The sequence below is a fragment of the Neisseria sp. P0006.S004 genome (genome assembly GCF_051963015.1).
In the GTDB taxonomy this organism is placed as follows: domain Bacteria; phylum Pseudomonadota; class Gammaproteobacteria; order Burkholderiales; family Neisseriaceae; genus Neisseria.
In genome coordinates, this window is the sequence record NZ_JBQCUS010000001.1 from 425,280 (window position 1) to 448,150 (window position 22,871).

Consider the following 22,871-nt stretch of genomic DNA (forward strand, 5'->3'; position numbering starts at 1 on the left):
AGTCAGGCCGTCTGAAAAAAGGAGAACATATTGTAGCGGTATATCGGTTAAAATACACTCTTAAATCATGTTTTGCCTAACTTAGAATGAATCCCATAAATTTTATTTACACAAAATTTTGCTAGTTTGTAGGTAAATTGGGAGTCATACCATTAAGGATAATTATGAATTCAACTATTAGCTTGCTTATCCTCGCCAAAAATGAGGAAAAAAATATTGGGGAGTGCATTAAAAGCTGTACTTTTGCCAATGAAGTTATTGTTATTGATGATCATAGTAATGATGAAACTCCTATAATTGCTGAAAGTTTAGGAGCTAAGGTAATTACTAGAGATATGAATGGAGATTGGGGAAAACAACAAACGTTTGCGATAGAGCAGGCAAAATCAGATTGGATTTTTTTTATTGATGCTGATGAACGTTGTACGCCAGAGTTGTGTAAAGAAATTGAAGAGGTTGTTGCGCAAGGACAGCCTTTTGGTTATTGGGTAAAACGTCTTAATCATTTTCAACGGAAATTAGTACGTCATGGTTCTTTAAGTCCTGATTGGGTTTGCAGGTTGATGCCAAGAATAGGTAGTTATGTAGAAGGGGTTGTACATCCTAAAATAGTCCATCAGCATGGTAATAAGAAGCTTCGAGCTCCTATGCTTCACTACACTTATGAAACATGGGAACAATATTTGAGAAAGATGAATCAATACTCTACGCTTGCAGCTGAAAAGTATAAGCAAGAGGGTAAGGCTAGCCGTCCATTTTTTGATTTGATTTTGCGACCATTATTCGCTTTTATTAAAATGTATTTTTTAAAGAGAGGATTTTTGGATGGGATGCTGGGCTATACTCTGTGTAAAAACTATGCAAACTATACAATGAATAAATATGTGAAATTAAAGTACCTTCTTTCGAAAAATAGGTGTTAAGTATTAGATAAGACTGAGAGTTCATTTAAGAATGAAGATATATTTATTTGGGTAAAAAATGGTTACATTGTTTAGGGTGTTTTGTAATTCCAACTATTTGTAATTTTATTTCGGCGAAGGCCGGATTTTGGGAGTTGTTATGTCAACTATGTTTTTTATCCAGTTTGCCGTTGTGCTGCTGTGTATCCTGATTGGTGCGCAGGTTGGTGGTATTGGTTTGGGCGTGCTCGGCGGTATCGGCTTGGCCGTATTGTCTTTTGGTTTCCATCTTCAGCCGACCAGCCCGCCGATTGATGTGATGCTGATGATTATGGCGGTAGTGTCTGCCGCGGCGGCCATGCAGGCCAGCGGCGGTTTGGACTATATGATTAAGATTGCCACGCGCGTGTTGCACCGCAATCCGAAATACATCACCTTTATTGCGCCGGCGGTAACTTACACCTTTACCGTCTTGGCAGGTACGGGCCATGTGGCTTACTCGGTCTTGCCCGTGATTGCCGAAGTCAGCCGTCGCAATGGCATCCGTCCTTCCCGTCCGTTGACAATGGCGGTTATCGCTTCCCAATTTGCGATCGTTGCCAGCCCGATTGCCGCCGCCGTTGTTGCTTGCGTCTCCATGCTTGAGCCGCAGCACATCACGATGGCGGATGTGTTGAAAGTTACCGTTCCGTCCACGATTTTGGGTATCGGTTTGGCTTGCGTGTTCGTAAACAAACTGGGCAAAGAATTGAAAGACGATCCGCATTATCAGGCTTTGCTGAAAGACCCGAACTATGTGAAAGAATACATCGATGTGGAGGAACAACAAACCGATGTTGCCATTTCGCCGAAAGCCAAATTGTCGGTCGGTATTTTCTTGACTGCGGCATTGCTGGTGGTCGTGATGGGTGCGCTGCCTGAGCTGCGTCCGGCTTTTGAACACGATGGCGCGATCAAGCCTATGGGCATGGCGCATACGATTGAAATCGTGATGTTGTCTGCTTCTGCGCTGATTATCTTGGCGTGTAAACCCAATGGCGATGCGATTACCCGAGGTTCGGTATTCCATGCCGGTATGCGTGCCGTAATTGCAGTGTTTGGCGTGGCTTGGTTGGGCGATACCTTGATGAACGGCCACTTAACAGAAGTGGAATCAACCGTCAGCCATTTGGTTGAATCTGCACCATGGACCTTTGCCTTTGCCCTGTTTGTCTTGTCGGTATTGGTCAACAGCCAAGGCGCGACAGTGGCAACGCTGTTTCCAATCGCCATCAAACTGGGTATTCCTGCGCCCATCATTATCGGCACATTTGTTGCGGTAAACGGCTATTTCTTCATTCCGAACTACGGTCCGATTATTGCCGCTATCGACTTTGATACAACCGGCTCGACCAAAATCGGCAAATTTATCTTCAACCACAGCTTCATGATTCCGGGCTTGTTGAGCATGGCATTTAGTCTGGCTTTTGGTTTGTTGTTGGTTCAACTGTATTATTGATAGGCTGAAAAATGAAGGCCGTCTGAAATTAAATTTCAGACGGCCTTTTTGATATTGTTATTTGAGAGCTTAATTGCAGTATTTATTGACGTCGTTTTGGTATTGCTTAATCAGGCTGTCGCGATTGGCCAAGCGTGCGCTTTCGGCGACTTGACGGTTGATTTTGGCGATTTTGCAGTTTTCCAGCTTGTTTTGGCGGTTTTGCTCTTCGATTTTTTTATTGCGCTCTTCGATTTGTTTGTTTTGTTCCGCAACCTGCTCATTAGGCTGCTCGGCAACCGGCTCAGATGCCGCAACAGCAGGCGCAACGGCAGGTTTGACGTTGTGCGTGCGGATGTTGACCACGCCGGAACGTTTCGGTTGCAGGCGGTTTGGCGTATCGGAATAGCTGTTGCCCGATGTGCCTTTCCAAGTGTAAACCTCGGCTGCGCCGGTCAGGGCGGCGGAAGAGAGAAGGGCTGCTATCAGACAGGTTTTGAGTACGGAAGATTTCATGGGTTTCCCTTATGTAAATGATGTTCTCATGCGGCTTATTTTACTTGAAACTGCAATGCGTTGGCATATTTTTGTACGCTAAATCAAATCATGTAAAAAAATAACGTTAAAACGTGTATTGCCAATGTTAGCATCAAGCCGGTGTGATATAATGCCGTGCATCTTGCACAAACTGAAAGACCGAGCATCATGCGTATTGTAGAAAAAGCCTATACTTTCGACGACGTTTTGTTGGTTCCAGCGCACTCAAACGTGCTGCCTCGAGATGTCAAACTTCAAACCAAACTCACCCGCGATATCACGCTCAACCTCCCTCTACTTTCTGCTGCAATGGATACCGTTACCGAAGCGCGTCTGGCCATTTCTATGGCTCAAGAAGGCGGCATCGGCATTATCCATAAAAACATGACGCCGGAGTTGCAAGCGCGTGCCGTTTCCAAAGTGAAGCGCCATGAGAGCGGCGTGGTGAAAGATCCCGTTACCGTTGCGCCGACCGCATTGATCCGCGACGTATTGGAAATGCGCGCACAACGCAAACGCAAAATGTCCGGTCTGCCTGTTGTAGAAAACGGCAAAGTGGTCGGTATTGTAACCAACCGCGACCTGCGTTTTGAAAACCGTGTCGATCTGCCGGTTTCTGCTATCATGACCCCCCGCGACCGTTTGGTTACCGTACCTGAAGGCACCAGCATTGATGAAGCCCGCGAAATCATGCATGCGCACAAAGTTGAGCGCGTTTTGGTGTTAAATGACCAAGACGAACTCAAAGGTCTGATTACAGTTAAAGATATTCTGAAAACAACTGAGTTCCCTAATGCCAACAAAGATGCCGAAGGCCGTCTGCGCGTCGGTGCCGCGGTGGGTACCGGCGGCGATACCGAAGAGCGCGTCAAAGCATTGGTAGAAGCAGGTGTGGATGTGATTGTGGTCGATACTGCCCATGGTCATAGCCAAGGCGTTATCGATCGCGTGCGCTGGGTAAAAGAAACCTATCCGCACATCCAAGTCATCGGCGGCAACATCGCTACTGCCAAAGCTGCTTTGGATTTGGTGGCCGCAGGTGCGGATGCCGTTAAAGTCGGTATCGGCCCGGGCTCGATTTGTACAACCCGTATCGTAGCCGGCGTGGGCGTGCCTCAACTGACGGCGATTCACAATGTTTCCGAAGCCCTGAAAGGCACCGGTGTTCCCCTGATTGCCGACGGCGGTATCCGCTTCTCCGGCGATATTGCCAAAGCTCTGGCAGCAGGTGCATATAGCGTCATGCTCGGCGGTATGTTTGCCGGTACGGAAGAAGCACCGGGCGAAATCGAACTCTACCAAGGCCGCTCTTACAAGTCTTACCGCGGCATGGGTTCGTTGGGTGCGATGAGCCAAGGCTCTGCCGACCGCTACTTCCAAGACAAAACCGACAGCACAGACAAATATGTTCCTGAAGGCATCGAAGGCCGTGTTCCTTACAAAGGCCCGATTGTGAACATCATCCACCAGCTGACCGGCGGTCTGCGCTCCAGCATGGGTTATTTGGGTTGCGCCAATATTGCTGAAATGCACGAGAAAGCAGAATTTGTGGAAATCACTTCTGCTGGTATGAGCGAATCCCACGTTCACGACGTACAAATCACTAAAGAAGCGCCTAACTACCATCGTTAAACCAGTATAAAAAGGTCGTCTGAAAATATTTCAGACGGCCTTTCTGTTTTTATAAGGTTTTAAAAATGAAGCAGATATTGTTTGCTGCCGTTATGCTTAGTATTTGGGGCGTGGTATTTGCAGAATAATTGGGGAGACAAACACTTCACGCGCTCAAACCAGAGTGCATCTGTTGAAATGACATGTATCAACTAGTACGTTCTGATTAAGGCGATTAAACCGAGTTTCAGACGGCCTTTTAAAAATCGTATTACAATAAGCCAAAATTAAAAACACATTCCATTATGTCCAAAAAAATCCTGATTATTACCCCAAGCTGGATTGGCGACTGTGTCATGACCCAACCGCTTTATCGCCGTTTGCATGAGCTGCATCCCGGCTGCACCATTGATGCTTTTGCACCCAAATGGTCGATGGCCGTATTTGAGCGTATGCCTGAAATCAACCGTGTGATGGAAAATCCGTTTGGACATGGTGCGTTGGAATTGAAAAAACGCTGGCGTATCGGGCGTGAATTGGGAAAAGAAGGCTATGATCAAGTAATTGTTTTGCCCGGTTCGCTCAAATCCGCCATCATTGCCTTGGCTACGGGCATTAAGCAGCGTACGGGCTACGTCGGCGAATCACGCTATTTTTTGCTGAACGATATCCGCAGGTTGGATAAGGCCGCGTTTCCCCTGATGGTCGACCGCTATACTGCGCTGGCGCATCCGACCCAAGCGGATTTTAACGGGCATTCCGATAATCCCTGTTTCACGATTGATCCTGAAAGCCGTCAAGCCGCTTTGGCAAAACATGGTTTGACGACGGATAAACCGATTTTGGCATTTTGTCCCGGTGCGGAATATGGTCCGGCCAAGCGTTGGCCTGCGCGTCATTTTGCCGAACTTGGCCGCCGATATTTAGCCGAGGGTTGGCAGGTTTGGCTGTTTGGTTCGCAAAAAGATTTTGATATTGCAGATGAAATCAACCGACTTTCAGACGGCCTTTGCACCAATCTTTGCGGCAAAACCAATCTTTCTGAAGCCATTGATTTGTTGTCTTGTGCCGATACGGTTGTGTGCAACGACAGCGGTCTGATGCACCTTGCGGCCGCGCTTGATCGGAAATTGGTTGCGGTTTACGGCTCATCCAGCCCTGACCATACGCCGCCTCTCAGCCAAAAGGCAAAAATCGTCAGTTTGAATTTGGATTGCTCACCTTGTTTTAAACGCGAATGTCCGCTGGGGCATACGGATTGTTTGAATAAGCTGACGCCGGATATGGTGCAAAAAGCGGCGGAAGAGCTGGCTCGTTCGGCGTAATCCAAGATATATACTGGAAAGCAGTAAAGGGCGGATTTGAATCTGCCCTTTTGATTTTTCGTTTCTTTTATTTTTTAATAAAAGGCCGTCTGAAAATCATATTTCAGACGGCCATTTTGTCGGTTTGAAATCAATACATCTGATTATTTTTGATGCAGATGATAAACGTATTCCACTTCTTCGCGGCTGCCCATGAATACGGCAACACGTTGGTGCAGGCCGGTAGGTTGGATGTCGAGCATGGCTTCGATGGCGTTGTTTGATGTGCCGCCGGCTTGTTCCATAATCAGGCTCATCGGGTTGGCTTCGTACATCAGGCGCAGTTTGCCCGGTTTGGATGGGTCGCGCTTGTCTTGCGGATACATGAATACGCCGCCGCGCATCAGGATGCGGTGGATTTCGGCAACCATGCTGGCAACCCAGCGCATATTGTAGTTTTTGCCGCGTACGCCGGTTTCGCCTGCCAGCAATTCGTCAATGTATTGTTGAACAGGGGCGAACCAATGTCTTTGGTTGGACATATTGATGGCGAATTCTTTAGTGGATTCGGGAACGCACGGATTTTCTTTGGTCAGCAGGAATTGGTTGGCATCGTCCAGAGTGAAGACAAATACGCCGTGACCGACAGTCAGTACCAGTTGGGTTTGCGGACCGTATAAAACATAGCCTGCAGCCACTTGGTCGCGGCCTTTTTGCAGGAAGGATTCGGTAGTCAATGCGCCTTCAGGTTTCGCCAAGACGGAGAAGATGGTGCCGACGGAGATGTTGACGTCGATATTGGAAGAGCCATCCAACGGGTCAAACAACACCAAATAGCCGCCGTTTTCGTGTGTGGCGACATAGGTGTCTTCTTCTTCGCTGGCAAGGCCCGCGATGTTGGCATTGGCTTTTAAAACATCAATCATGATGTTGTTAGCGATGACGTCAAGTTTCTTTTGGTCTTCGCCTTGGATGTTGCCGGTACCGGCCATACCCAAAACGCCGGAAAGCGCGCCGAGGCGGACTTTGGCGTTGATGTCCAAACAGGCGGCGGCTACGGATTCCAGTACGCTGGCCAGCTCTTGCGGCAGTTTGTGTTCGGGCAGGTGTTGGGCTAAGAATTGGTTCAGTGTCTTCATGGTTTCACTCTTTTCCTAAGTTTGAATCGGGTATTTTTCAATTTCAGGCCGTCTGAAAACGGCGTGTTCATTTGGTTTTGCTCTCGGCCATGCTTAAAACTTCTTTAGTGCAGGCGATGCTGGTGTCTTTGATGCGTTTTTTCAGCTCGTCGCTCATGGAGTCGCTGCCGCCCAAAAGTGAGGTCGCTTCTTCAGGATTGATTTGGTCGACTGTTTTTTCGCCGATACAGCGGCAGATTTTTTCAGTGGTCGCGGAATCAAACGGGCTTTTTCCGGAGGCTTTTTCCACGCAGGCTTCGGTTGCCGAGCGGACAAATTCGGTGCGGAAACTTTGGGTAAATTCTTCTTTAAATTCGTTTTTTACTGATTCGCTGCACGCGCAAAGCAGGAGCGTGCAGGCTAGGGGTGTGCGTATATTCATGAGTGGACGGCCGTTAATTGTTATGTTGTGAATTGTAGTGGAAAAAGGCTTAAGTATAAAGGGTTAAGGCCGTCTGAACAGGCGTGGCGGAAAAATTGAAGCGCTTGGGTATAGGCTCAGACGGCAGCGTTTATTTCGTTTTGCTTTCTAATACATAATGCGCGCCGGCATCTTGCGCCAAAATTTTGGAAAGTTCGGGCAGATTGTTTTGCAACTGTTCGGCAAGCATGTAGGGCGGATTGATGACGAACATGCCGCTGCCGTGCATACCGAAGCCGTCGCTGCGCGGCGTATGGACATGAAGCTCGGCGTGCAGATAATTGTCGGGAGCGATTTTTTTGAGTTCGTCCGGCAGTTTGCGGCTTTCTTCGCGGCTCAAGCAAGGATACCAAACCATGTAGCAGCCGGTTTCAAAGCGTTTCAAGGCATCTTTCAAGACTTGGACGACACGGCGGTAGTCTTGTTTTTCTTCGTAGGGAGGATCAATCAAGACGGCGGCGCGGCGGGGCGGAGGAGGCAAGAGTGAAGTCAGGCCTTGATAACCGTCCACTTGGTTGACTTGTACTTTACGCGCAGGACGGACTTCGCGCATATTGTTTTGTAAATGGACAAAATCGGCAGGGTGCAGCTCAAAGAGGCGCATTTTGTCGCTGTCGCGCGTGAGTGCCTGTGCCAGCCAAGGCGAGCCACAGTAAAGGTTGTCTTGTAGCAGTATTTGTTTCAGACGGCCTACAAATTCGGCCAATTCGGCAGGCAGCTTGTCAGCTTGTTCCAAGAGTGCAATGCCTTGTTTGTATTCGCCGACTTTTTGTGCTTCATCGCCGCTCAAATCATACAAACCGGCACCACTGTGCGTATCGATATACCAATAAGGCTTGTCTTTGCGGTTGAAATATTCGAGGACGAGGAAAAGGGTAAAGTGCTTGAGCATATCGGCATGGTTGCCGGCATGGAAGGCGTGGCGGTAGCTGAGCATGATCGGGCTGCGGAAATAAAAATCCGATTATACCCCAAACCATCGCCATCACCGCTTTCAGACGGCCTTTGTGCCAGGAAAATGCTACAATATCCGCCTTATCGTACCATCGGAAAGAAGACATCATGTTTACAGGCATCGTACAAGGCATGGGCAAAATTACAGACATCGCCCAACCTTCGCCCGACTTTCGTACCCACACTGTCAAGCTGCCCCCCGAAATCGCCGACAATCTGCAAACTGGCGCATCTGTCGCCAACAACGGCTGCTGCCTGACCATTACCCGAATCGACGGCAACAAAGTCAGCTTTGATTTGGTGGACGAGACCTTACGCAAAACCAATCTCGGCAGCTTGAAAGTCGGCGACAGTGTTAATTTGGAACGCGCGGCGCGGTTTGGTGACGAAATCGGTGGTCATGTGATGAGCGGCCATGTGATGGCGGTTACCCGAATTTCCCGAATTGAATCCAGCGAGTTTAACCGTACAGTTTGGTTTGAGCTGCCGGAAAACCTCAAGCCCTACATCCTGACCAAAGGCTTTGTCGGTTTGGACGGCTGCAGCCTGACCATAGGCGAAGTCAACGAAAGCGAATTTTGCGTACACCTGATTCCGGAGACTTTGGAGCGTACCCTGTTTGGCAGCCGCAAAGAAGGCGACCTCATCAATATTGAAATCGATCCGCAAACCCAAGCCGTTGTCGATACCGTGATGCGCGTATTGGCACAAAAGGCCGTCTGAAAAAAGAAAGCCGAAATGAAATTATCCAATTTTTTGAAAAAAGCGAATTCCGTTTTAAACCGTCTGGATTTAATCCTGCCTGACGAAGCCGGTAAAACCGACTGGCACGCTTTAGCCTACCGTTGGCACAGCGTGGGTAAAAAAGGCATTTTGGAAAGCCTGCCGCGTCCGCATACATTTCCTTTGAGCAGATTGGCGGCAGTCGGTTCGCAAACCGACAGGCTGAAACGCAATACCGAGCAATTTTTGGCAGGCCGTCCGGCAAATAATGTCTTGATGACCGGCGCGCGCGGTACGGGTAAATCTTCCTTGGTTAAAGCGTTGTTGCACGAATACGCCGAGCGCGGTTTGCGTTTGATTGAAGTGGATAAGAGCGATTTAATCAGCTTGCCGGCTTTATTGACGCTGTTGTCCGATCGTCCTGAGAAATTTATCGTTTTCTGCGATGATTTGTCGTTTGAAACCGGCGATGAAACCTATAAAGCCTTGAAAACTGCTTTAGACGGCGGACTGTCGCAACGTTGCACCAATGTTTTGGTTTATGCCACTTCCAACCGTCGTCATTTAATTCCTGAATACATGGATGAAAACGGCGGTACTACGGGCACTCGCGGTGAAATTCATCAGAAAGAGGCCGTCGAGGAGAAAATCTCCCTTTCCGACCGCTTTGGCTTATGGCTGAGTTTTTATCCTTTCGACCAAAACGATTATTTGACCGCCGTAGCCAACTGGTTGGAAGATTTCAATGTGCCTTTTGACGATACGGCGCGCCAAGCCGCGTTGCAATGGGCGCAAATGCGCGGCAGCCGTTCGGGCCGCTCGGCATGGCAGTTTGCCTGCGACTGGGCGGGTCGGTTGCCGGAAGAAAGAGTGCTGGATTAAGGCTGAAAAAGCAAAGGCCGTCTGAATATGGTTTCAGACGGCCTTTTTGTATTTTTATTTATCTATCAGCGCAAGCATGAAGACAACCATTGCTGGCGTTGGCGCGGATTGAGCAGATGGTAGAGGCGGTATTGGATTTCCATTTCATCCACCGCATAGTCCATGCTGGAGAGGTAGCGGTTTTCAACATAATCGCGGGCGGCGTTTGAGTCAAATGAGTCGCCGGAGAGGATTTTGATGATGGTTTGACGGCGATTGCGGTCGGAGCGTACGGTTTTACGGTAGGCTTTATCGTTGATTTGTTTGAAGTCGGTACGCAGGCGGCGCAGGGCGGCGTGTTGGTCGGCGGATAAATTGAGCTGTCGGATGTCGCAATTCGGGTGGAAGTCGTCCAAAGTAGCCAGAAACGGACCGGCATGTGCAGGCAGACTGGAATAGAGTAGGGCGAGTGCTAAGAAAATAAAAGTCGGATAGCGGGAAAGTGCAACAGACACGGTGTTTTCCTAATGTTTCATCAGGTTTGGAAATATAACCGATAAGCGTGTGAAAGGCAGTATCAATGCAGTTAACTTTTGTTAATGATGTTAGATTTTTTTGAATGTGTATGTAATCTAATAATTTATTTTCAAAGCCTTACTATGTGATTATAAGTTTCATTAATGTATATGAAATGTAAATTCACAAAAATGACAGCAGAGGTGTTGTCGGCGGCATACAACATAGGGTTAAAAATGCGATAATGATAAAGGAACACACTTTAGGAGAATAAACATGACCGACTACCGTATTGCCCCCAGTATTTTGTCCGCTGATTTTGCCCGTTTGGGCGAAGAGGTTGCCGAAGTGATCCGCGCCGGTGCGGATTTGATTCATTTTGACGTGATGGACAATCATTATGTGCCGAATCTGACTTTCGGCCCTATGGTTTGTGCGGCTTTGAAACCGTATGCAACCGTGCCGGTCGATGTACATTTGATGGTTGAGCCGGTGGATGATTTGATTCATGCGTTTGCCAAAGCCGGTGCCAATATCATTACCTTTCATCCGGAAGCCAGTCGCCATGTCGATCGCAGCTTGGGTTTGATTAAAGAATACGGCTGTCAGGCAGGTTTGGTATTGAATCCTGCTACGCCGGTCAATATTCTGGAAAACGTTTTGGACAAACTGGATATGGTTTTGCTGATGTCGGTCAACCCGGGCTTTGGCGGACAAAGCTTTATCCCGAATACGCTGGTGAAAATCCGCAAAGTGCGCGAGATGTTGGACGAGTATGAACGGCAAAGTGGCCGCCATATCGCATTGGAAGTCGATGGCGGCGTGAAGACAGACAATATTGCTGAAATTGCGGCGGCGGGTGCGGATACGTTTGTAGCTGGTTCGGCAATTTTTGGCAAACCGGATTACAAAGCCGTTATTGATGAGATGCGCCAACAGTTGGCGCAAGTTGGATAACTAAGCCGGGATATTCTTGGTTTTTCAAACTTTGGAATAACAATATTGAATATTAAAGGCCGTCTGAAATGATTTTCAGACGGCCTTTTGTTTTAGCCTAAACCCTTACAGCGGCCATTTCAATGCCGGATTGCTTTCAATGACTGCTTTGAATTGGTTTTGGATACGTTCAATCGCTTCTTGCGTATCCGCTTCAAAACGCAATACCAAAATCGGCGTGGTATTGGAAGCACGCATCAGGCCGAAGCCGTCAGGGAATTCAACGCGCAAGCCGTCGATGGTGATGATTTCGGTCGCATCTTCAAACTTGGCATTGGCAGCCAGCTCTTCAATCACTTTGTGGCCGTTGCTTCCTTCCGGCAGGTCGATGTTGAGTTCCGGAGTGGAAATGCTTTGCGGCAGCTTGTTCAACACTTCGGACGGATTATCGAAGGCAGACAGGATTTCTAAGAGGCGTGCGCCGGCATACATACCGTCATCGAAGCCGAACCAGCGTTCTTTAAAGAAAACGTGACCGCTCATTTCGCCGGCAACCAGTGCGCCGGTTTTTTTCATGGTGGATTTGATGAAGCTGTGGCCGGTTTTTTCCATCACAGGATCGCCGCCGTGTTCTTTAATCCAAGGTGCGAGCAGGCGGGTGGATTTGACGTCGAAAATCACTTTGGCTTTAGGATTGCGGCTCAACACGTCTTGCGCGAAAAGCATCAGTTGGCGGTCTGGATAGATGATGTTGCCGTCTTTGGTGACCACGCCCAAGCGGTCGGCATCGCCGTCAAATGCCAAGCCGATTTCGGCATCGTCGTTTTTGAGCTCGACAATGAGGTCTTGCAGGTTTTTCGGTTTGGAAGGGTCGGGGTGGTGATTAGGGAAATTGCCGTCTACTTCGCAGAAAAGTTCGGTCACTTCATTGCCCAAGCCTTTGTAGAGTTTGCCTGCAAATGCGCCGCCGACACCGTTGCCCGCGTCAATCACGATTTTCATCGGGCGTTTGAGCTTGATGTGGCCGACGATGTTGTTGTGGTATTCGCCGGAGATGTCTTTTTCGGTTACGCTGCCTTGTTTGTCGGCGGCAACAAAACCGTCTTTTTCAATAATGGCTAAAAGTTCTTGAATGGCTTCGCCTGCGAGCGTGTCGCCGCCGAGCATCATTTTGAAACCATTGTAATCAGGCGGATTGTGGCTGCCGGTAATCATTACGCCGCTGCCGCCGCATTCGTTGATGGCTGCGAAGTAGAGCATAGGAGTGGCAACCATGCCGACATTGAGGACGTCGATGCCACTGTCTGTAAAACCGCGTTGAATTTGTGCCATCAGGCCGGGGCCGCTCAAACGGCCGTCGCGGCCGAGTGCGATGCGGGTAATGCCTTTTTCGGAGGCTTTGGTGGCAATGGCTTTGCCGATTAAGTAGGCAGCTTCATCGGTCAGGGTTTTACCGACGATGCCTCGGATGTCGTAGGCTTTGAAAATGTCGCGGGCGATATTTGCCATGTGGATTTCCTTTGAATTTAAGGGAAAATAATAGGCGTTATTTTAACACGGCTAAAAGGCCGTCTGAAGAATTCAGACGGCCTTTTGTCGTTACATCAAAGAACAGTGTTGCTTGGACGAATCAATTGTTGAAAGTGTTGCACTGGTTGATGTCGCCGCTTTCCAAACCGCGCTTGAGCCAAGTCATGCGTTCTTCGGACGAGCCATGGGTAAAGCTGTCGGGAACGACATAGCCCTGCGCCTGTTTCTGCAAGCGGTCGTCGCCGACGGATTCGGCGGCAAGCATCGCTTTTTGAATGTCTTCTGTTTTGAAGATATTGTTGTTGATGGCGTAGTGTCCCCAAATACCAGCGAAACAGTCGGCCTGCAATTCGAGTTTGACGGAAAGGGCATTGGCCTCTTTTTTGCCGACTTGCTGTTGCATTTTGTGGACTTTAGGCAGAATGCCGAGCAGGTTTTGAACGTGATGGCCGACTTCATGAGCAATAACGTAGGCAAACGCGGCATCGCTGGCGGATTCGAGCTTGGTGCGCATGTCTTCGTAGAAACTCAAATCCAAATAAACTCTTTGGTCGACCGGACAGTAAAAAGGGCCCATGGCAGATTGGCCCGTACCGCAGGCGGTGGACGTACTGCCTTCATACAACACCATGGTTGTCGGTGTGTAGTGTTGGCCGTGTTGCTGGAAATATTTACTCCATGCTTTTTCGGTATCAGCAAGGACGACACGGGACAGTTCTTTCAATTCGGCTTCTTGTTGGCTGTCGAGTCGGGAAGCTTGTTGGGTAGGAATGCCCATCGAAGATGAGCCGCCAACCAAACCGCTCAAATCTACGCCGTAATATGCGCCGACCAAAACCACGATAATGCCGAGTATACCCGGCGTTTTGCCGCCACCGCCTCCACCACGGCTTCCGCGGCGATCTTCGACGTTTTGGCTTTGTTCACGACCTTTCCAATCCATAATGTGTATCCTGTGTAGTTTTCATGCGGCGGATTATACTATGGAATGTCAAATGTGTTTGATCGAATTGTGAATATTGCTTGAGGCCGTCTGAAAATGCGACATCGGGAAAGTGAAAACGGCAGTGTCTTTCAGACGGCCTTGGTGTTTGTTAGAATGAACAAACCTACTATTGGGAGATATAAGATGAAAGTCAGCAGTAAAGCTATTGTCAACGGCGAATTTGAAGACAAATACGGCAAGCGCGGCAGCCAGTTCAGCCCGAGCGGTATGCCTTCTTATTCGATTCCTTTTGAGATTGAAGATGCGCCTGAAGGAACAAAATCGTTTGCCGTGGTGTTGGAAGACAAAGATGCCATTTCAGCATCGGGTTTCGTATGGACGCATTGGTTGATTTCGGATTTGAAACGTACTTCCGTGGCAGAAAATGAAAGTATTTCTGCAACAGATTTTACGCAGGGTGCAAACACTTGGGCGAGCGCATTGGGTAAATTTGAAATTGAAGAGGCTTCTTTTTACGGCGGTATGGCGCCACCGAACAACCGCCATCGTTATGAACTGATTGTGTACGCGCTGGATACCATTTTGGATTTGCCGCGCGGTTTCCGCTTTAATGAGCTGCATTTTGCCATGCAGGGCCATGTTTTGGATTCGGCATGCGTGGTCGGTACTTATGATGTATGACGGTATGCGTCATTATTGAAAACAGCCTGTCCGTTTTTAATTCGGACAGGCTGTTTTTATGGGAAATCAAATCAATTAAACCACTTCGGCTTTAGTGATGATGACAGGCTCGCTTGGTACATCGTCGTGGTAGCCGTGACGTTTGGTAGAAACGCCTTCGATGGCATCGACAACGTCAAAACCGTCAACGACTTTACCGAATACGGCATAGCCCCAGTCTTGGACAACAGTTTTGCCGTACAGCTCTTTAGAACGGAAGTTCAGGAAAGCGTTGTCGGCAGTGTTGATGAAGAATTGCGCGCTGGCAGAGTGAGGATCGGAAGTACGCGCCATGGCGATGGTATATTTTTCATTAGGCAAACCGTTGGACGCTTCGTTTTGAATCGGATCGCGGGTTTCTTTTTCGTTCATGTTTTCATCCATGCCGCCGCCTTGAATCATGAAGCCTTTGATGACGCGGTGGAAGATTACGCCGTCGTAGAAGCCGTCTTTAACGTATTGCTCGAAGTTTTTAGCAGTAACGGGGGCTTTGTCGAAATCGAGTTCGATTTTGATGTCGCCTTTGTTGGTGTGCAGGATAATCATGGGTTTCCTTTCGTTAGAATCCGGTTTTGAATCATTCGTTAAATTGTGTCTGAACGAGAAACTTCAAGGCCGTCTGAAAAATATTCTTTCAGACGGCCTTGTTGTTTAGGTTGATGGTTTACATCAGTACAGCATAAGCCCACAGAGCAACCAATACCACGCAGAGGATGTTCAGCAATAAGCCGACATTCATCATTTCACGTTGCTTGATTAAGCCTGTACCGAACACAATCGCGTTAGGTGGTGTGGCAACCGGCAGCATGAAGGCACAAGATGCGCCGACACCGATGACGAATACCAAGACTTGTTCTGGCAGACCCATTTGCGCGGCGATGCTGGCGAAAATAGGCACAAGCAGGGCGGCGGAAGCCGTGTTACTGGTGAACTCGGTCAGGAAGATGATGAAGGTGGCAACCACGAAAATCACCAGCAATGCAGGAGAATGGGAGAAAGTGGAAGCAACTTGCTGGCCCAGTGCTTCAGATGCGCCGGAAGATTGCAGCAACGCGCTCAAGCTGATACCGCCACCGAAGAGCATCAATACACCCCAGTCGGTATTACGGGCAACTTCTTTCCATTGCGCCACGCCGAATACGACGACGGCAACGGCGGCAATCAGGGCAATAACGGTATCAGGGTTGGAAATACCGAATGCGGCTTTGATTTTGGAGCTGAATACCCAAGCGATGGCGGCGGCCAAGAAAATCAACAGCGCGATAACGCGGTGCAAAGTCCAAGGGATAGATTCGGCTTTAACTTCCACGCGCTCGTTCAAATTAGGTTTGAGGATGACGTACATGGAGAACAGCATCATCGGCAGAATCAACAGCATCATCGGCAGGCCGAGTTTCATCCAGCCGACGAAGTCCAAGTTCAGCGCTTTGGCGGCAATCATGTTCGGCGGAGAACCGACCACGGTGCCCAAGCCGCCGATACTGGCGCAGTAGGCGATACCGAGCAGGACGAAAACGTAGGTTTTGCGTTCTTTTTCTTGGTCGAGGTGGCTCATCATGCCCATTGCCAAAGGCAGCATCATTGCGGCGGTTGCGGTGTTGCTGATCCACATAGACAGGAAGGCGGTAACGGCAAACAGCATCAGCACGGCAACTTTCATATTGCCGCGCGACAGGCGCAATAGGCTGACGGCGATTTTACGGTCGAGACGCTGCATGTGCAGTGCGGTGGCAAGCGCGAAGCCGCCGAAGAAGATATAAATCGTCGGGTCGGAGAAACCTGCCATCGCTTTTTTGATGTCCATATCCGGGAAGCCGAGTACAACGGCAAGGATTGGGATCATCAGCGCGGTAACGGTAATGTGTACGGCTTCGGTAAACCAAAGTGCCGCAACAAAAATCAACAGCGCGATACCTTTGTTGGCATCGGGGCTGTAGGGAAGGATGTAATAAATGCCGAAGCAGACAACAGCAGAGATAATGGTCGTCAGCAGTCCTTTAAAGTCGGTAATCGGCTTCTGTGCACTGAGAAGCTCGACGTTCTCAGGATGCTGAGTCTTATCCTTGGCGTTTAAGTCCATGATGTATTCCTCTGAAACATGATTGGTTTTTCTTTTCAGCCGTACGTTTCAGACGGCCTAATAGGCGACAGTATATTTGTAATTTGATGTAGTGTAAACAAATTGTAAATTGTTTTTTAAAAATGAAATGAAAACCGGATAAGCAGCAAGAAAACTGCTTATCCGGCAGAATGAAGACCCATCGTGGGTTAATAAGCATCAGGACAAATCGGTAAATTGCCAAAATTACGGCCGAGTCAGTGATACCATCCTGATTTATATGGATTTAAACGTTTTGCGTCAGATTGTCTTGTTCCTTAAACAACAAGCCGCAAACGGCCATACCCGCCGCCGCCAGCAAGGCTCCGGCAATACCGATATTGGAAAGGCCGAACCAAGTGGTCACATAATGTCCCAAAAGTGCACCGCCGCCGATACCGACGTTGTACAAACCTGAATAAATCGAGTTGGCCACATCTGTCGCATCGGAAGCAAACGACAATACTTTTGAGACCATGCCCAAGCTGACGATGACGATGGCCACGCCCCAAATAAACACCAGCGCGTACACTGCATAAGGGAAAGAGGCAAACGGCAGAAGCAGCAGGGCAGAGAGCAGGATGACCGCCACCGCGCCAAGCATAAACAAACGTTGCGCTTTGGCAAACCATTTGCCGAATAGATAAGAAGCGGCGAAGCCTGCCAAACCGTACAGGCTCAAAACGATGGTAACTTGTTCTGCCTTAAATCCGCCAATTTGTAACACAAAAGGCTCGATATAGCTGTATGCCGTGAAATGTGCCGTAATAATCAACACCGTCATGGTATAAAGCAGCATCAGGTTGCGGCGTTTGAATAAACTCGGCAGGCTGCTTAAAGAGCCGGTATTTTGGCTGGGTAAAGCAGGCAGGTTTTTGGCCAACACCAGCATTACGCCGGCAGCGCAGACCCCGATCAGCAGGAAGCTGAGCTGCCAGCCGAAGTATTGCCCGACCACGCGCCCCAGCGGAATGCCCAACACCATCGCCAAAACCGTACCCGTACTGAGCAGGCCCAAAGCCTGATTGGTTTTACCAGTGGGCGCAAGCCGTACCGCCAAAGAAGCCGTAATCGACCAAAAGACCGCGTGTGTCAGCGCAATCCCGATACGGCTGACCAAGAGGATGTTGAAGTTCCAAGAAAAGAACGACAGCGCGTGAAACAGCGCAAACAGTGCAAACAGCATCAGCAATAATTTGCGCCGTTCGATGTTTTTCGTCATCAGCATCAGCGGCAGCGATAGGAGCGCAACAATCCACGCATACACCGTAATCATCATGCCCACTTCCGTTGCCGGTTTGCCAAAGCTCTGACCGATGTCGCTCAAAAGCGCAATCGGAATGTATTCGGTGGTATTGAAAATAAACGCACCCACCGCCAGCGCGCATACGCTAACCCATTGTTTGAATGTTGAAGTCATTATTATGTCCGTTTGATGAAGCAAAGAGCGTTATTGTACGCCTATCTGCATTTTTCAGACGGCCTTAATGAAGAATTTGCAAGCTGTTTGTGTAAGGAGTAAAGTATTTAGCAACCATATTTGTGTGAATGAAAGGAAATACAAATGCAAACTGTTACCCTCAACATCGACGGCATGACCTGCGGCGGCTGCGTGAAAAGCGTAACCCGTCTTTTGGAAGGCGTAGAAGGCGTGGAAAAAGCAGAAGTCAGCTTGGAAAACAAAAATGCAGTGATTACTTTTGATGAAAGCAAGACAGATACCGACGCGCTGATTGATGCCGTAGAAGACGGCGGCTACGACGTGGCTTTGTAACCAATAAGCGTATTTTGAATAAAGGCCGTCTGAAACGCTTCAGACGGCCTTTGTCTCTTGATAACTTACTTTTTGCCATTATTTGGATTACACCGCCACACGGGTAAACAAAAGTTTTCGCGCATATCTGAAGCAAAGCGGCGGCAAGTGGCTGCCGTATTACGACGAGGCCTGTACCAAACCGTTAGCGGCCGACTAAGGCTACCTGAAACTTTTCAGGTAGCCTGTTTCTATTCTGCCCAAGCCGCCTAACGCTCCTCCAGCCCGGCCAAAATTGCACAATCTGGGCAGTCGTCTCCCGCGCAGGCATCGTGCCAACGTTGCAGCTCGGCCACCATGCCCTGCAAGCGTTCGATTTTGGCTTCCAGCTCGGCGATGTGCCGCGCGGTGAGCGTTTTCACTTCGCGGCTGGTACGCTGCGGGTTGTGTTGCAGGCTCAAAAGCTGCCCGATCTGCGGCAGCGAAAAGCCCACTTCCCGCGCATGGCGGATAAAGCGCAGCCGGACAAGGTCGGCCTGTCCGTAGCGGCGGTAGCCCGCTTCGCTGCGCGCGGCCGGGGCGATTAGGCCGTGCTTTTCGTAGTCGCGGATTTGTTTGGTGGAAAGGCCGCTCTCGGCCGCGGCCTGGCTGATGTTCATCATGATGCTTGACCTTTACTTCGGGTAAAGCTTTATAGTGGCGGCACTTAGCGGGAAAGCAAGAGCAGACCCATCATTTCAGGTTACCTGAAAGCTTTGGCTGCAACGGGCTTTAAAACCTCAGCCTCATTCCAACAGAAAGGAAACCCTATGCAAACCATCACATTAAACATCGAAGGCATGACCTGCGGCGGCTGCGTGAAAAGCGTTACCAGCATCCTCGAAGGCGTAAACGGCGTGGACAAGGCCGAAGTGAGCCTGGAAAACAAGAATGCCGTCGTGGAATTCGACCCCGCCCAAACCAACCCCGCCGCGCTGATAGAAGCGGTGGAAGACGGCGGCTTTGATGCGGCTTTGTAAATCGAATCGCAACAAATCGACTGCAACACCCCAAAGGCTACCTGAAAACCCTGCTCCGCTTTTTTCAGGTAGCCCAACCACATTCAGAAGGAAGAAACCATGCAACAAAAAGTCCGTTTCCAAATCGAAGGCATGACCTGTCAGGCTTGTGCTTCGCGTATTGAAAAAGTGTTGAACAAAAAAGATTTTGTCGAATCGGCAGGGGTAAACTTTGCCAGCGAGGAAGCTCAGGTTACGTTTGACGACAGCAAAACGTCGGCTGCCGATATTGCCAAAATCATTGAGAAAACCGGTTACGGCGCGAAGGAAAAAACGGAAGATGCGCTGCCGCAGCCCGAAGAAACCGCGCATGTAAGCTGGCGGCTGTGGCTTTTGCTGGCCATTAATATTCCGTTTTTAATCGGCATGGCAGGCATGATGATTGGGCGGCACGATTGGATGATTCCGCCTGTATGGCAATTTGTGCTGGCAAGCATAGTGCAACTTTGGCTGGCCATCCCGTTTTACAAAAGCGCGTGGGCAAGCATTAAGGGCGGGTTGGCGAACATGGACGTGCTGGTTACCATCGGCACGGTATCGATTTACCTGTATTCCGTTTATATGCTGTTTTTCAGCCCGCACTCGGCGCACGGCATGGCACACGTGTATTTTGAAGTAGGCGTGATGGTGATCGGTTTTGTGTCGCTGGGCAAATTTTTGGAACACCGCACCAAAAAATCCAGCCTGAACAGCTTGGGCTTGCTGCTCAAGCTCACGCCGACCCAAGTCAACGTGCAACGCGATGGCGAATGGAAACAACTGCCCATCGACCAAGTGCAAATCGGCGACCTTATCCGCGCCAACCACGGCGAACGCATTGCCGCTGACGGCATCATCGAGAGCGGCAGCGGTTGGGCGGACGAGAGCCATCTTACCGGCGAATCCAACCCCGAAGAGAAAAAGGTGGGCGGCAAAGTGTTGGCGGGTGCGTTGATGACCGAAGGCAGCGTGGTGTACCGCGCCACACAACTCGGCAGCCAAACCCTGCTCGGCGACATGATGAATGCGCTCTCTGAAGCACAAGGCAGTAAAGCACCGATTGCGCGCGTAGCCGATAAAGCGGCGGCGGTGTTTGTGCCAACTGTTGTGGGCATCGCGCTTTTGACTTTTATCGTTACTTGGCTGATTAAAAGCGATTGGACTGTTGCGTTGATACACGCCGTTGCTGTTTTGGTAATTGCTTGTCCGTGCGCGCTCGGTCTGGCGACGCCCGCCGCGATTATGGTCGGTATGGGCAAGGCGGTGAAACACGGCATTTGGTTCAAAGACGCGGCGGCGATGGAAGAAGCTGCTCACGTTGATGCCGTCGTGTTGGACAAAACCGGCACGCTGACCGAAGGCAGGCCGCAGGTTGCCGCCGTTTATTGCGTTCCCGACAGCGGCTTTGACGAAGACGCTTTGTACCGCATCGCCGCCGCCGTTGAACAAAACGCCGCCCACCCGCTTGCTCGCGCCATCGTTTCTGCCGCCCAAGCGCGCGGTTTGGACATTCCCACCGCACAAAACGCGCAAACCGTTGTCGGCGCAGGCATTACCGCCGAAGTGGAAGGCGTGGGCTTGGTGAAAGCAGGCAAAGCCGAATTTGCTGAATTGACCTTGCCGAAGTTTTCAGACGGCGTTTGGGACATTGCAAGCATTGTTGCAGTCTCGGTCGATAACAAACCTATCGGCGCATTCGCACTTGCTGACGCGTTGAAAGCCGATACCGCCGAAGCCATAGGCCGTCTGAAAAAACACAATATCGATGTCTATATTATGAGCGGCGATAACCAAGGCACGGTCGAATATGTCGCCAAACAACTGGGCATCGCACACGCCTTCGGCAATATGAGTCCGCGTGACAAAGCCTCCGAAGTGCAGAAACTCAAAGCCGCCGGCAAAACCGTGGCGATGGTCGGCGACGGCATCAACGACGCACCCGCACTCGCCGCCGCCAACGTCAGCTTCGCCATGAAAGGCGGTGCGGACGTTGCCGAACACACCGCCTCCGCCACGCTGATGCAACATTCGGTCAACCAACTCGCCGATGCCCTGTTGGTGTCGCAGGCAACTTTGAAAAACATCAAGCAAAACCTGTTTTTCGCCTTCTTCTACAATATTTTGGGCATTCCGCTCGCCGCGCTCGGCTTTTTAAACCCCGTCATCGCAGGCGCGGCAATGGCGGCAAGCTCGGTTTCGGTATTGGGTAATGCCTTACGCCTGAAACGGGTGAATATTGAGTGATAATATAAAGGCCGTCTGAAGACTGTTTTTTCAGACGGCCTTTAATCCATATTTTCTGATTTTGAGACCCACGCGGGAGTATGTCGTATGGACATGATGTTGTTTACCAATATTATATTGATTATTTTATGTATTTTTGCCATGTTGCTGGTATGGTCGCGCAACTGGAAACGCAAGCAGGCGTATTTTGAGAAAATCAAAAGCAATCCGGAAAACCTCAAATGGGTTGGGCAAAATCTGACCGGTCAGGAATGGAAGGATTTGAAAGTCGTAAGCGACCGTTTTGGTCTGCCCATGTTGCAGGCCAAGCAATTAATTGATTTTTATAAAAACAGTCAGCTCTAATTGATGATTTAACGATAGAACTTGACTGAAGTTAAGGCCGTCTGAAATAGCACTCTTATAATAATATAAGTGATATTTCAGACGGCCTTGCTGTTGATTCAAATAAAGGGAGGAGAACAAAAATGACCGTTTACTTAATCGGCGACTCCGTTCGGCTTGCTTCGGAGCCTTACACGCGCGCCGCTTTGCCTGAGGTGGATATTGTTTCTCCATCGGAAAACTGCCGTTCGTCGCATGATGTGTTAGAGCATATCAGGCAATGGACAGAGGGCGCGACTGTGGGAGACATTATCCACATCAACTGCGGTTTGCACGACATCCGCCATAATCAAGGCTGTAATGAGCCGGTGGCCGATATAAAAACCTATCGCAGCAACCTGATTCAAATTTTCGATTATCTGAAACAGACAGGGGCAAAAATTATTTGGGCGAGCAGTACGCCGTTTTTGGAAAGCGTACACAATATCGTCAAACCCTCGCGCCGCTATCTGGCCGACTTGAAGGCCTATAACCGTGTGGCGGAGGATTTGGCAAGGCAATATGGTTTTACCGTCAATGATTTATACAGTCTGATGTTTGAGCAGGATTTGACCGATGTGATGCTGTGCGATGGACTTCATTTCAATGAGTTCGGCAGCAAGATGATAGGCGAGGCAGTAGCCGAAGCGATATTGAAACAGTTGTGCTAACTTGACGTAATCCATTTTTATTATGTTTTTAATATTGAGACAGACTTTAAGTTGCAACCCAATATCTATTGGGGTATAGTGATTACTCT

At 49.4% G+C, this 22,871-nt stretch carries 24 protein-coding genes; 13 read left to right on the plus strand and 11 right to left on the minus strand.

Annotated features, from left to right (window positions below):
- Window positions 1-164: 164 nt before the first annotated feature.
- The gene (locus ACTHR2_RS02025) at window positions 165-923 is read left to right on the plus strand and encodes a glycosyltransferase family 2 protein (RefSeq protein ID WP_263335655.1); all 759 of its coding nucleotides are present in this window, start codon (window positions 165-167) and stop codon (window positions 921-923) included.
- Window positions 924-1,071: 148 nt separating this feature from the next.
- A complete protein-coding gene (locus ACTHR2_RS02030) occupies window positions 1,072-2,400 on the plus strand; it encodes an anaerobic C4-dicarboxylate transporter family protein (RefSeq protein WP_440375340.1) in 1,329 nt (442 codons plus the stop codon).
- A gap of 69 nt (window positions 2,401-2,469) precedes the next feature.
- On the opposite strand, the gene ACTHR2_RS02035 is transcribed toward ACTHR2_RS02030, so the two are convergent.
- Window positions 2,470-2,895 carry a DUF4124 domain-containing protein gene (locus ACTHR2_RS02035; protein ID WP_070625407.1) on the minus strand — a complete coding sequence of 142 codons (426 nt, stop codon included), beginning with the start codon at window positions 2,893-2,895 and terminating at the stop codon, window positions 2,470-2,472.
- A gap of 189 nt (window positions 2,896-3,084) precedes the next feature.
- Here ACTHR2_RS02035 and guaB point away from each other — a divergent pair, with 189 nt between their 5' ends.
- Entirely contained in the window at window positions 3,085-4,548 is a 1,464-nt protein-coding gene (guaB, locus tag ACTHR2_RS02040) for an IMP dehydrogenase (RefSeq protein ID WP_049322304.1), read from the plus strand.
- A gap of 284 nt (window positions 4,549-4,832) precedes the next feature.
- The gene (waaF, locus tag ACTHR2_RS02045) at window positions 4,833-5,852 is read left to right on the plus strand and encodes a lipopolysaccharide heptosyltransferase II (protein ID WP_263335667.1); all 1,020 of its coding nucleotides are present in this window, start codon (window positions 4,833-4,835) and stop codon (window positions 5,850-5,852) included.
- A 143-nt stretch (window positions 5,853-5,995) separates the two neighbouring features.
- Here the strand turns inward: waaF and ACTHR2_RS02050 are convergent, their stop codons facing one another.
- From ACTHR2_RS02050 to ACTHR2_RS02060, 3 genes are all read right to left on the minus strand, one after another.
- A complete protein-coding gene (locus ACTHR2_RS02050) occupies window positions 5,996-6,970 on the minus strand; it encodes a class 1 fructose-bisphosphatase (protein ID WP_440375283.1) in 975 nt (324 codons plus the stop codon).
- 67 nt (window positions 6,971-7,037) lie between these two features.
- The gene (locus ACTHR2_RS02055) at window positions 7,038-7,391 is read right to left on the minus strand and encodes a hypothetical protein (protein WP_440375284.1); all 354 of its coding nucleotides are present in this window, start codon (window positions 7,389-7,391) and stop codon (window positions 7,038-7,040) included.
- A 130-nt stretch (window positions 7,392-7,521) separates the two neighbouring features.
- Entirely contained in the window at window positions 7,522-8,367 is an 846-nt protein-coding gene (locus ACTHR2_RS02060; RefSeq protein WP_440375285.1) for a 23S rRNA (adenine(2030)-N(6))-methyltransferase RlmJ, read from the minus strand.
- Between the two features lie 125 nt (window positions 8,368-8,492).
- Between ACTHR2_RS02060 and ACTHR2_RS02065 the strand changes: the two genes are divergently transcribed.
- Complete coding sequence (locus ACTHR2_RS02065; RefSeq protein ID WP_440375286.1) at window positions 8,493-9,107, plus strand: riboflavin synthase subunit alpha; 615 nt, start codon at window positions 8,493-8,495, stop codon at window positions 9,105-9,107.
- Between the two features lie 15 nt (window positions 9,108-9,122).
- Window positions 9,123-9,989, plus strand: coding sequence for an ATP-binding protein (locus ACTHR2_RS02070; protein ID WP_440375287.1), 867 nt, complete (start codon window positions 9,123-9,125; stop codon window positions 9,987-9,989).
- Window positions 9,990-10,054: 65 nt separating this feature from the next.
- Here the strand turns inward: ACTHR2_RS02070 and ACTHR2_RS02075 are convergent, their stop codons facing one another.
- Window positions 10,055-10,483 carry a Spy/CpxP family protein refolding chaperone gene (locus ACTHR2_RS02075; protein ID WP_107769456.1) on the minus strand — a complete coding sequence of 143 codons (429 nt, stop codon included), beginning with the start codon at window positions 10,481-10,483 and terminating at the stop codon, window positions 10,055-10,057.
- Window positions 10,484-10,760: 277 nt separating this feature from the next.
- Between ACTHR2_RS02075 and rpe the strand changes: the two genes are divergently transcribed.
- A complete protein-coding gene (gene rpe / locus ACTHR2_RS02080) occupies window positions 10,761-11,441 on the plus strand; it encodes a ribulose-phosphate 3-epimerase (RefSeq protein WP_003678905.1) in 681 nt (226 codons plus the stop codon).
- 105 nt (window positions 11,442-11,546) lie between these two features.
- Here the strand turns inward: rpe and ACTHR2_RS02085 are convergent, their stop codons facing one another.
- Entirely contained in the window at window positions 11,547-12,929 is a 1,383-nt protein-coding gene (locus tag ACTHR2_RS02085) for a phosphomannomutase/phosphoglucomutase (protein WP_263335697.1), read from the minus strand.
- A gap of 121 nt (window positions 12,930-13,050) precedes the next feature.
- Complete coding sequence (gene ypfJ, locus ACTHR2_RS02090) at window positions 13,051-13,893, minus strand: KPN_02809 family neutral zinc metallopeptidase (RefSeq protein WP_440375288.1); 843 nt, start codon at window positions 13,891-13,893, stop codon at window positions 13,051-13,053.
- A 186-nt stretch (window positions 13,894-14,079) separates the two neighbouring features.
- Here ypfJ and ACTHR2_RS02095 point away from each other — a divergent pair, with 186 nt between their 5' ends.
- Window positions 14,080-14,577: a YbhB/YbcL family Raf kinase inhibitor-like protein gene (locus ACTHR2_RS02095; RefSeq protein ID WP_440375289.1), complete on the plus strand. Its 498-nt coding sequence runs from the start codon at window positions 14,080-14,082 to the stop codon at window positions 14,575-14,577.
- Window positions 14,578-14,652: 75 nt separating this feature from the next.
- Here ACTHR2_RS02095 and ACTHR2_RS02100 read toward each other — a convergent pair whose 3' ends face one another.
- The 3 genes from ACTHR2_RS02100 to ACTHR2_RS02110 form a co-directional block, all read right to left on the minus strand.
- Window positions 14,653-15,162, minus strand: coding sequence for a peptidylprolyl isomerase (locus ACTHR2_RS02100; protein ID WP_004519830.1), 510 nt, complete (start codon window positions 15,160-15,162; stop codon window positions 14,653-14,655).
- Between the two features lie 118 nt (window positions 15,163-15,280).
- A complete protein-coding gene (locus ACTHR2_RS02105) occupies window positions 15,281-16,696 on the minus strand; it encodes an SLC13 family permease (RefSeq protein WP_440375290.1) in 1,416 nt (471 codons plus the stop codon).
- A gap of 265 nt (window positions 16,697-16,961) precedes the next feature.
- Entirely contained in the window at window positions 16,962-18,134 is a 1,173-nt protein-coding gene (locus ACTHR2_RS02110) for a sugar transporter (RefSeq protein WP_440375291.1), read from the minus strand.
- Between the two features lie 144 nt (window positions 18,135-18,278).
- On the opposite strand from ACTHR2_RS02110, the gene ACTHR2_RS02115 reads away from it, so the two are divergent.
- The gene (locus ACTHR2_RS02115; protein ID WP_004519826.1) at window positions 18,279-18,488 is read left to right on the plus strand and encodes a heavy-metal-associated domain-containing protein; all 210 of its coding nucleotides are present in this window, start codon (window positions 18,279-18,281) and stop codon (window positions 18,486-18,488) included.
- Window positions 18,489-18,736: 248 nt separating this feature from the next.
- Here the strand turns inward: ACTHR2_RS02115 and cueR are convergent, their stop codons facing one another.
- A complete protein-coding gene (gene cueR / locus ACTHR2_RS02120) occupies window positions 18,737-19,129 on the minus strand; it encodes a Cu(I)-responsive transcriptional regulator (protein ID WP_107867578.1) in 393 nt (130 codons plus the stop codon).
- Window positions 19,130-19,276: 147 nt separating this feature from the next.
- Here cueR and ACTHR2_RS02125 point away from each other — a divergent pair, with 147 nt between their 5' ends.
- The 4 genes from ACTHR2_RS02125 (at window position 19,277) to ACTHR2_RS02140 (ending at window position 22,782) form a co-directional block, all read left to right on the plus strand.
- Window positions 19,277-19,486 carry a heavy-metal-associated domain-containing protein gene (locus ACTHR2_RS02125; protein WP_003674677.1) on the plus strand — a complete coding sequence of 70 codons (210 nt, stop codon included), beginning with the start codon at window positions 19,277-19,279 and terminating at the stop codon, window positions 19,484-19,486.
- A gap of 99 nt (window positions 19,487-19,585) precedes the next feature.
- A complete protein-coding gene (locus tag ACTHR2_RS02130; protein WP_440375292.1) occupies window positions 19,586-21,748 on the plus strand; it encodes a heavy metal translocating P-type ATPase in 2,163 nt (720 codons plus the stop codon).
- Between the two features lie 87 nt (window positions 21,749-21,835).
- On the plus strand, window positions 21,836-22,093 hold the full coding sequence (locus ACTHR2_RS02135) for a hypothetical protein (RefSeq protein WP_440375293.1): 258 nt from the start codon (window positions 21,836-21,838) through the stop codon (window positions 22,091-22,093).
- Window positions 22,094-22,215: 122 nt separating this feature from the next.
- Complete coding sequence (locus ACTHR2_RS02140; RefSeq protein ID WP_070460885.1) at window positions 22,216-22,782, plus strand: SGNH/GDSL hydrolase family protein; 567 nt, start codon at window positions 22,216-22,218, stop codon at window positions 22,780-22,782.
- Window positions 22,783-22,871: the final 89 nt, after the last annotated feature.

Coding starts and splice junctions, on each gene's coding strand:
- ACTHR2_RS02025 (WP_263335655.1), top strand. CDS start 165: ATGAATTCAACTATTAGCTTGCTTATCCTCGCCAAAAATGAGGAAAAA.
- ACTHR2_RS02030 (WP_440375340.1), top strand. CDS start 1,072: ATGTTTTTTATCCAGTTTGCCGTTGTGCTGCTGTGTATCCTGATTGGT.
- ACTHR2_RS02035 (WP_070625407.1), bottom strand. CDS start 2,895: ATGAAATCTTCCGTACTCAAAACCTGTCTGATAGCAGCCCTTCTCTCT.
- guaB (WP_049322304.1), top strand. CDS start 3,085: ATGCGTATTGTAGAAAAAGCCTATACTTTCGACGACGTTTTGTTGGTT.
- waaF (WP_263335667.1), top strand. CDS start 4,833: ATGTCCAAAAAAATCCTGATTATTACCCCAAGCTGGATTGGCGACTGT.
- ACTHR2_RS02050 (WP_440375283.1), bottom strand. CDS start 6,970: ATGAAGACACTGAACCAATTCTTAGCCCAACACCTGCCCGAACACAAA.
- ACTHR2_RS02055 (WP_440375284.1), bottom strand. CDS start 7,391: ATGAATATACGCACACCCCTAGCCTGCACGCTCCTGCTTTGCGCGTGC.
- ACTHR2_RS02060 (WP_440375285.1), bottom strand. CDS start 8,367: ATGCTCAGCTACCGCCACGCCTTCCATGCCGGCAACCATGCCGATATG.
- ACTHR2_RS02065 (WP_440375286.1), top strand. CDS start 8,493: ATGTTTACAGGCATCGTACAAGGCATGGGCAAAATTACAGACATCGCC.
- ACTHR2_RS02070 (WP_440375287.1), top strand. CDS start 9,123: ATGAAATTATCCAATTTTTTGAAAAAAGCGAATTCCGTTTTAAACCGT.
- rpe (WP_003678905.1), top strand. CDS start 10,761: ATGACCGACTACCGTATTGCCCCCAGTATTTTGTCCGCTGATTTTGCC.
- ACTHR2_RS02085 (WP_263335697.1), bottom strand. CDS start 12,929: ATGGCAAATATCGCCCGCGACATTTTCAAAGCCTACGACATCCGAGGC.
- ypfJ (WP_440375288.1), bottom strand. CDS start 13,893: ATGGATTGGAAAGGTCGTGAACAAAGCCAAAACGTCGAAGATCGCCGC.
- ACTHR2_RS02095 (WP_440375289.1), top strand. CDS start 14,080: ATGAAAGTCAGCAGTAAAGCTATTGTCAACGGCGAATTTGAAGACAAA.
- ACTHR2_RS02100 (WP_004519830.1), bottom strand. CDS start 15,162: ATGATTATCCTGCACACCAACAAAGGCGACATCAAAATCGAACTCGAT.
- ACTHR2_RS02105 (WP_440375290.1), bottom strand. CDS start 16,696: ATGGACTTAAACGCCAAGGATAAGACTCAGCATCCTGAGAACGTCGAG.
- ACTHR2_RS02110 (WP_440375291.1), bottom strand. CDS start 18,134: ATGACTTCAACATTCAAACAATGGGTTAGCGTATGCGCGCTGGCGGTG.
- ACTHR2_RS02115 (WP_004519826.1), top strand. CDS start 18,279: ATGCAAACTGTTACCCTCAACATCGACGGCATGACCTGCGGCGGCTGC.
- cueR (WP_107867578.1), bottom strand. CDS start 19,129: ATGATGAACATCAGCCAGGCCGCGGCCGAGAGCGGCCTTTCCACCAAA.
- ACTHR2_RS02125 (WP_003674677.1), top strand. CDS start 19,277: ATGCAAACCATCACATTAAACATCGAAGGCATGACCTGCGGCGGCTGC.
- ACTHR2_RS02130 (WP_440375292.1), top strand. CDS start 19,586: ATGCAACAAAAAGTCCGTTTCCAAATCGAAGGCATGACCTGTCAGGCT.
- ACTHR2_RS02135 (WP_440375293.1), top strand. CDS start 21,836: ATGGACATGATGTTGTTTACCAATATTATATTGATTATTTTATGTATT.
- ACTHR2_RS02140 (WP_070460885.1), top strand. CDS start 22,216: ATGACCGTTTACTTAATCGGCGACTCCGTTCGGCTTGCTTCGGAGCCT.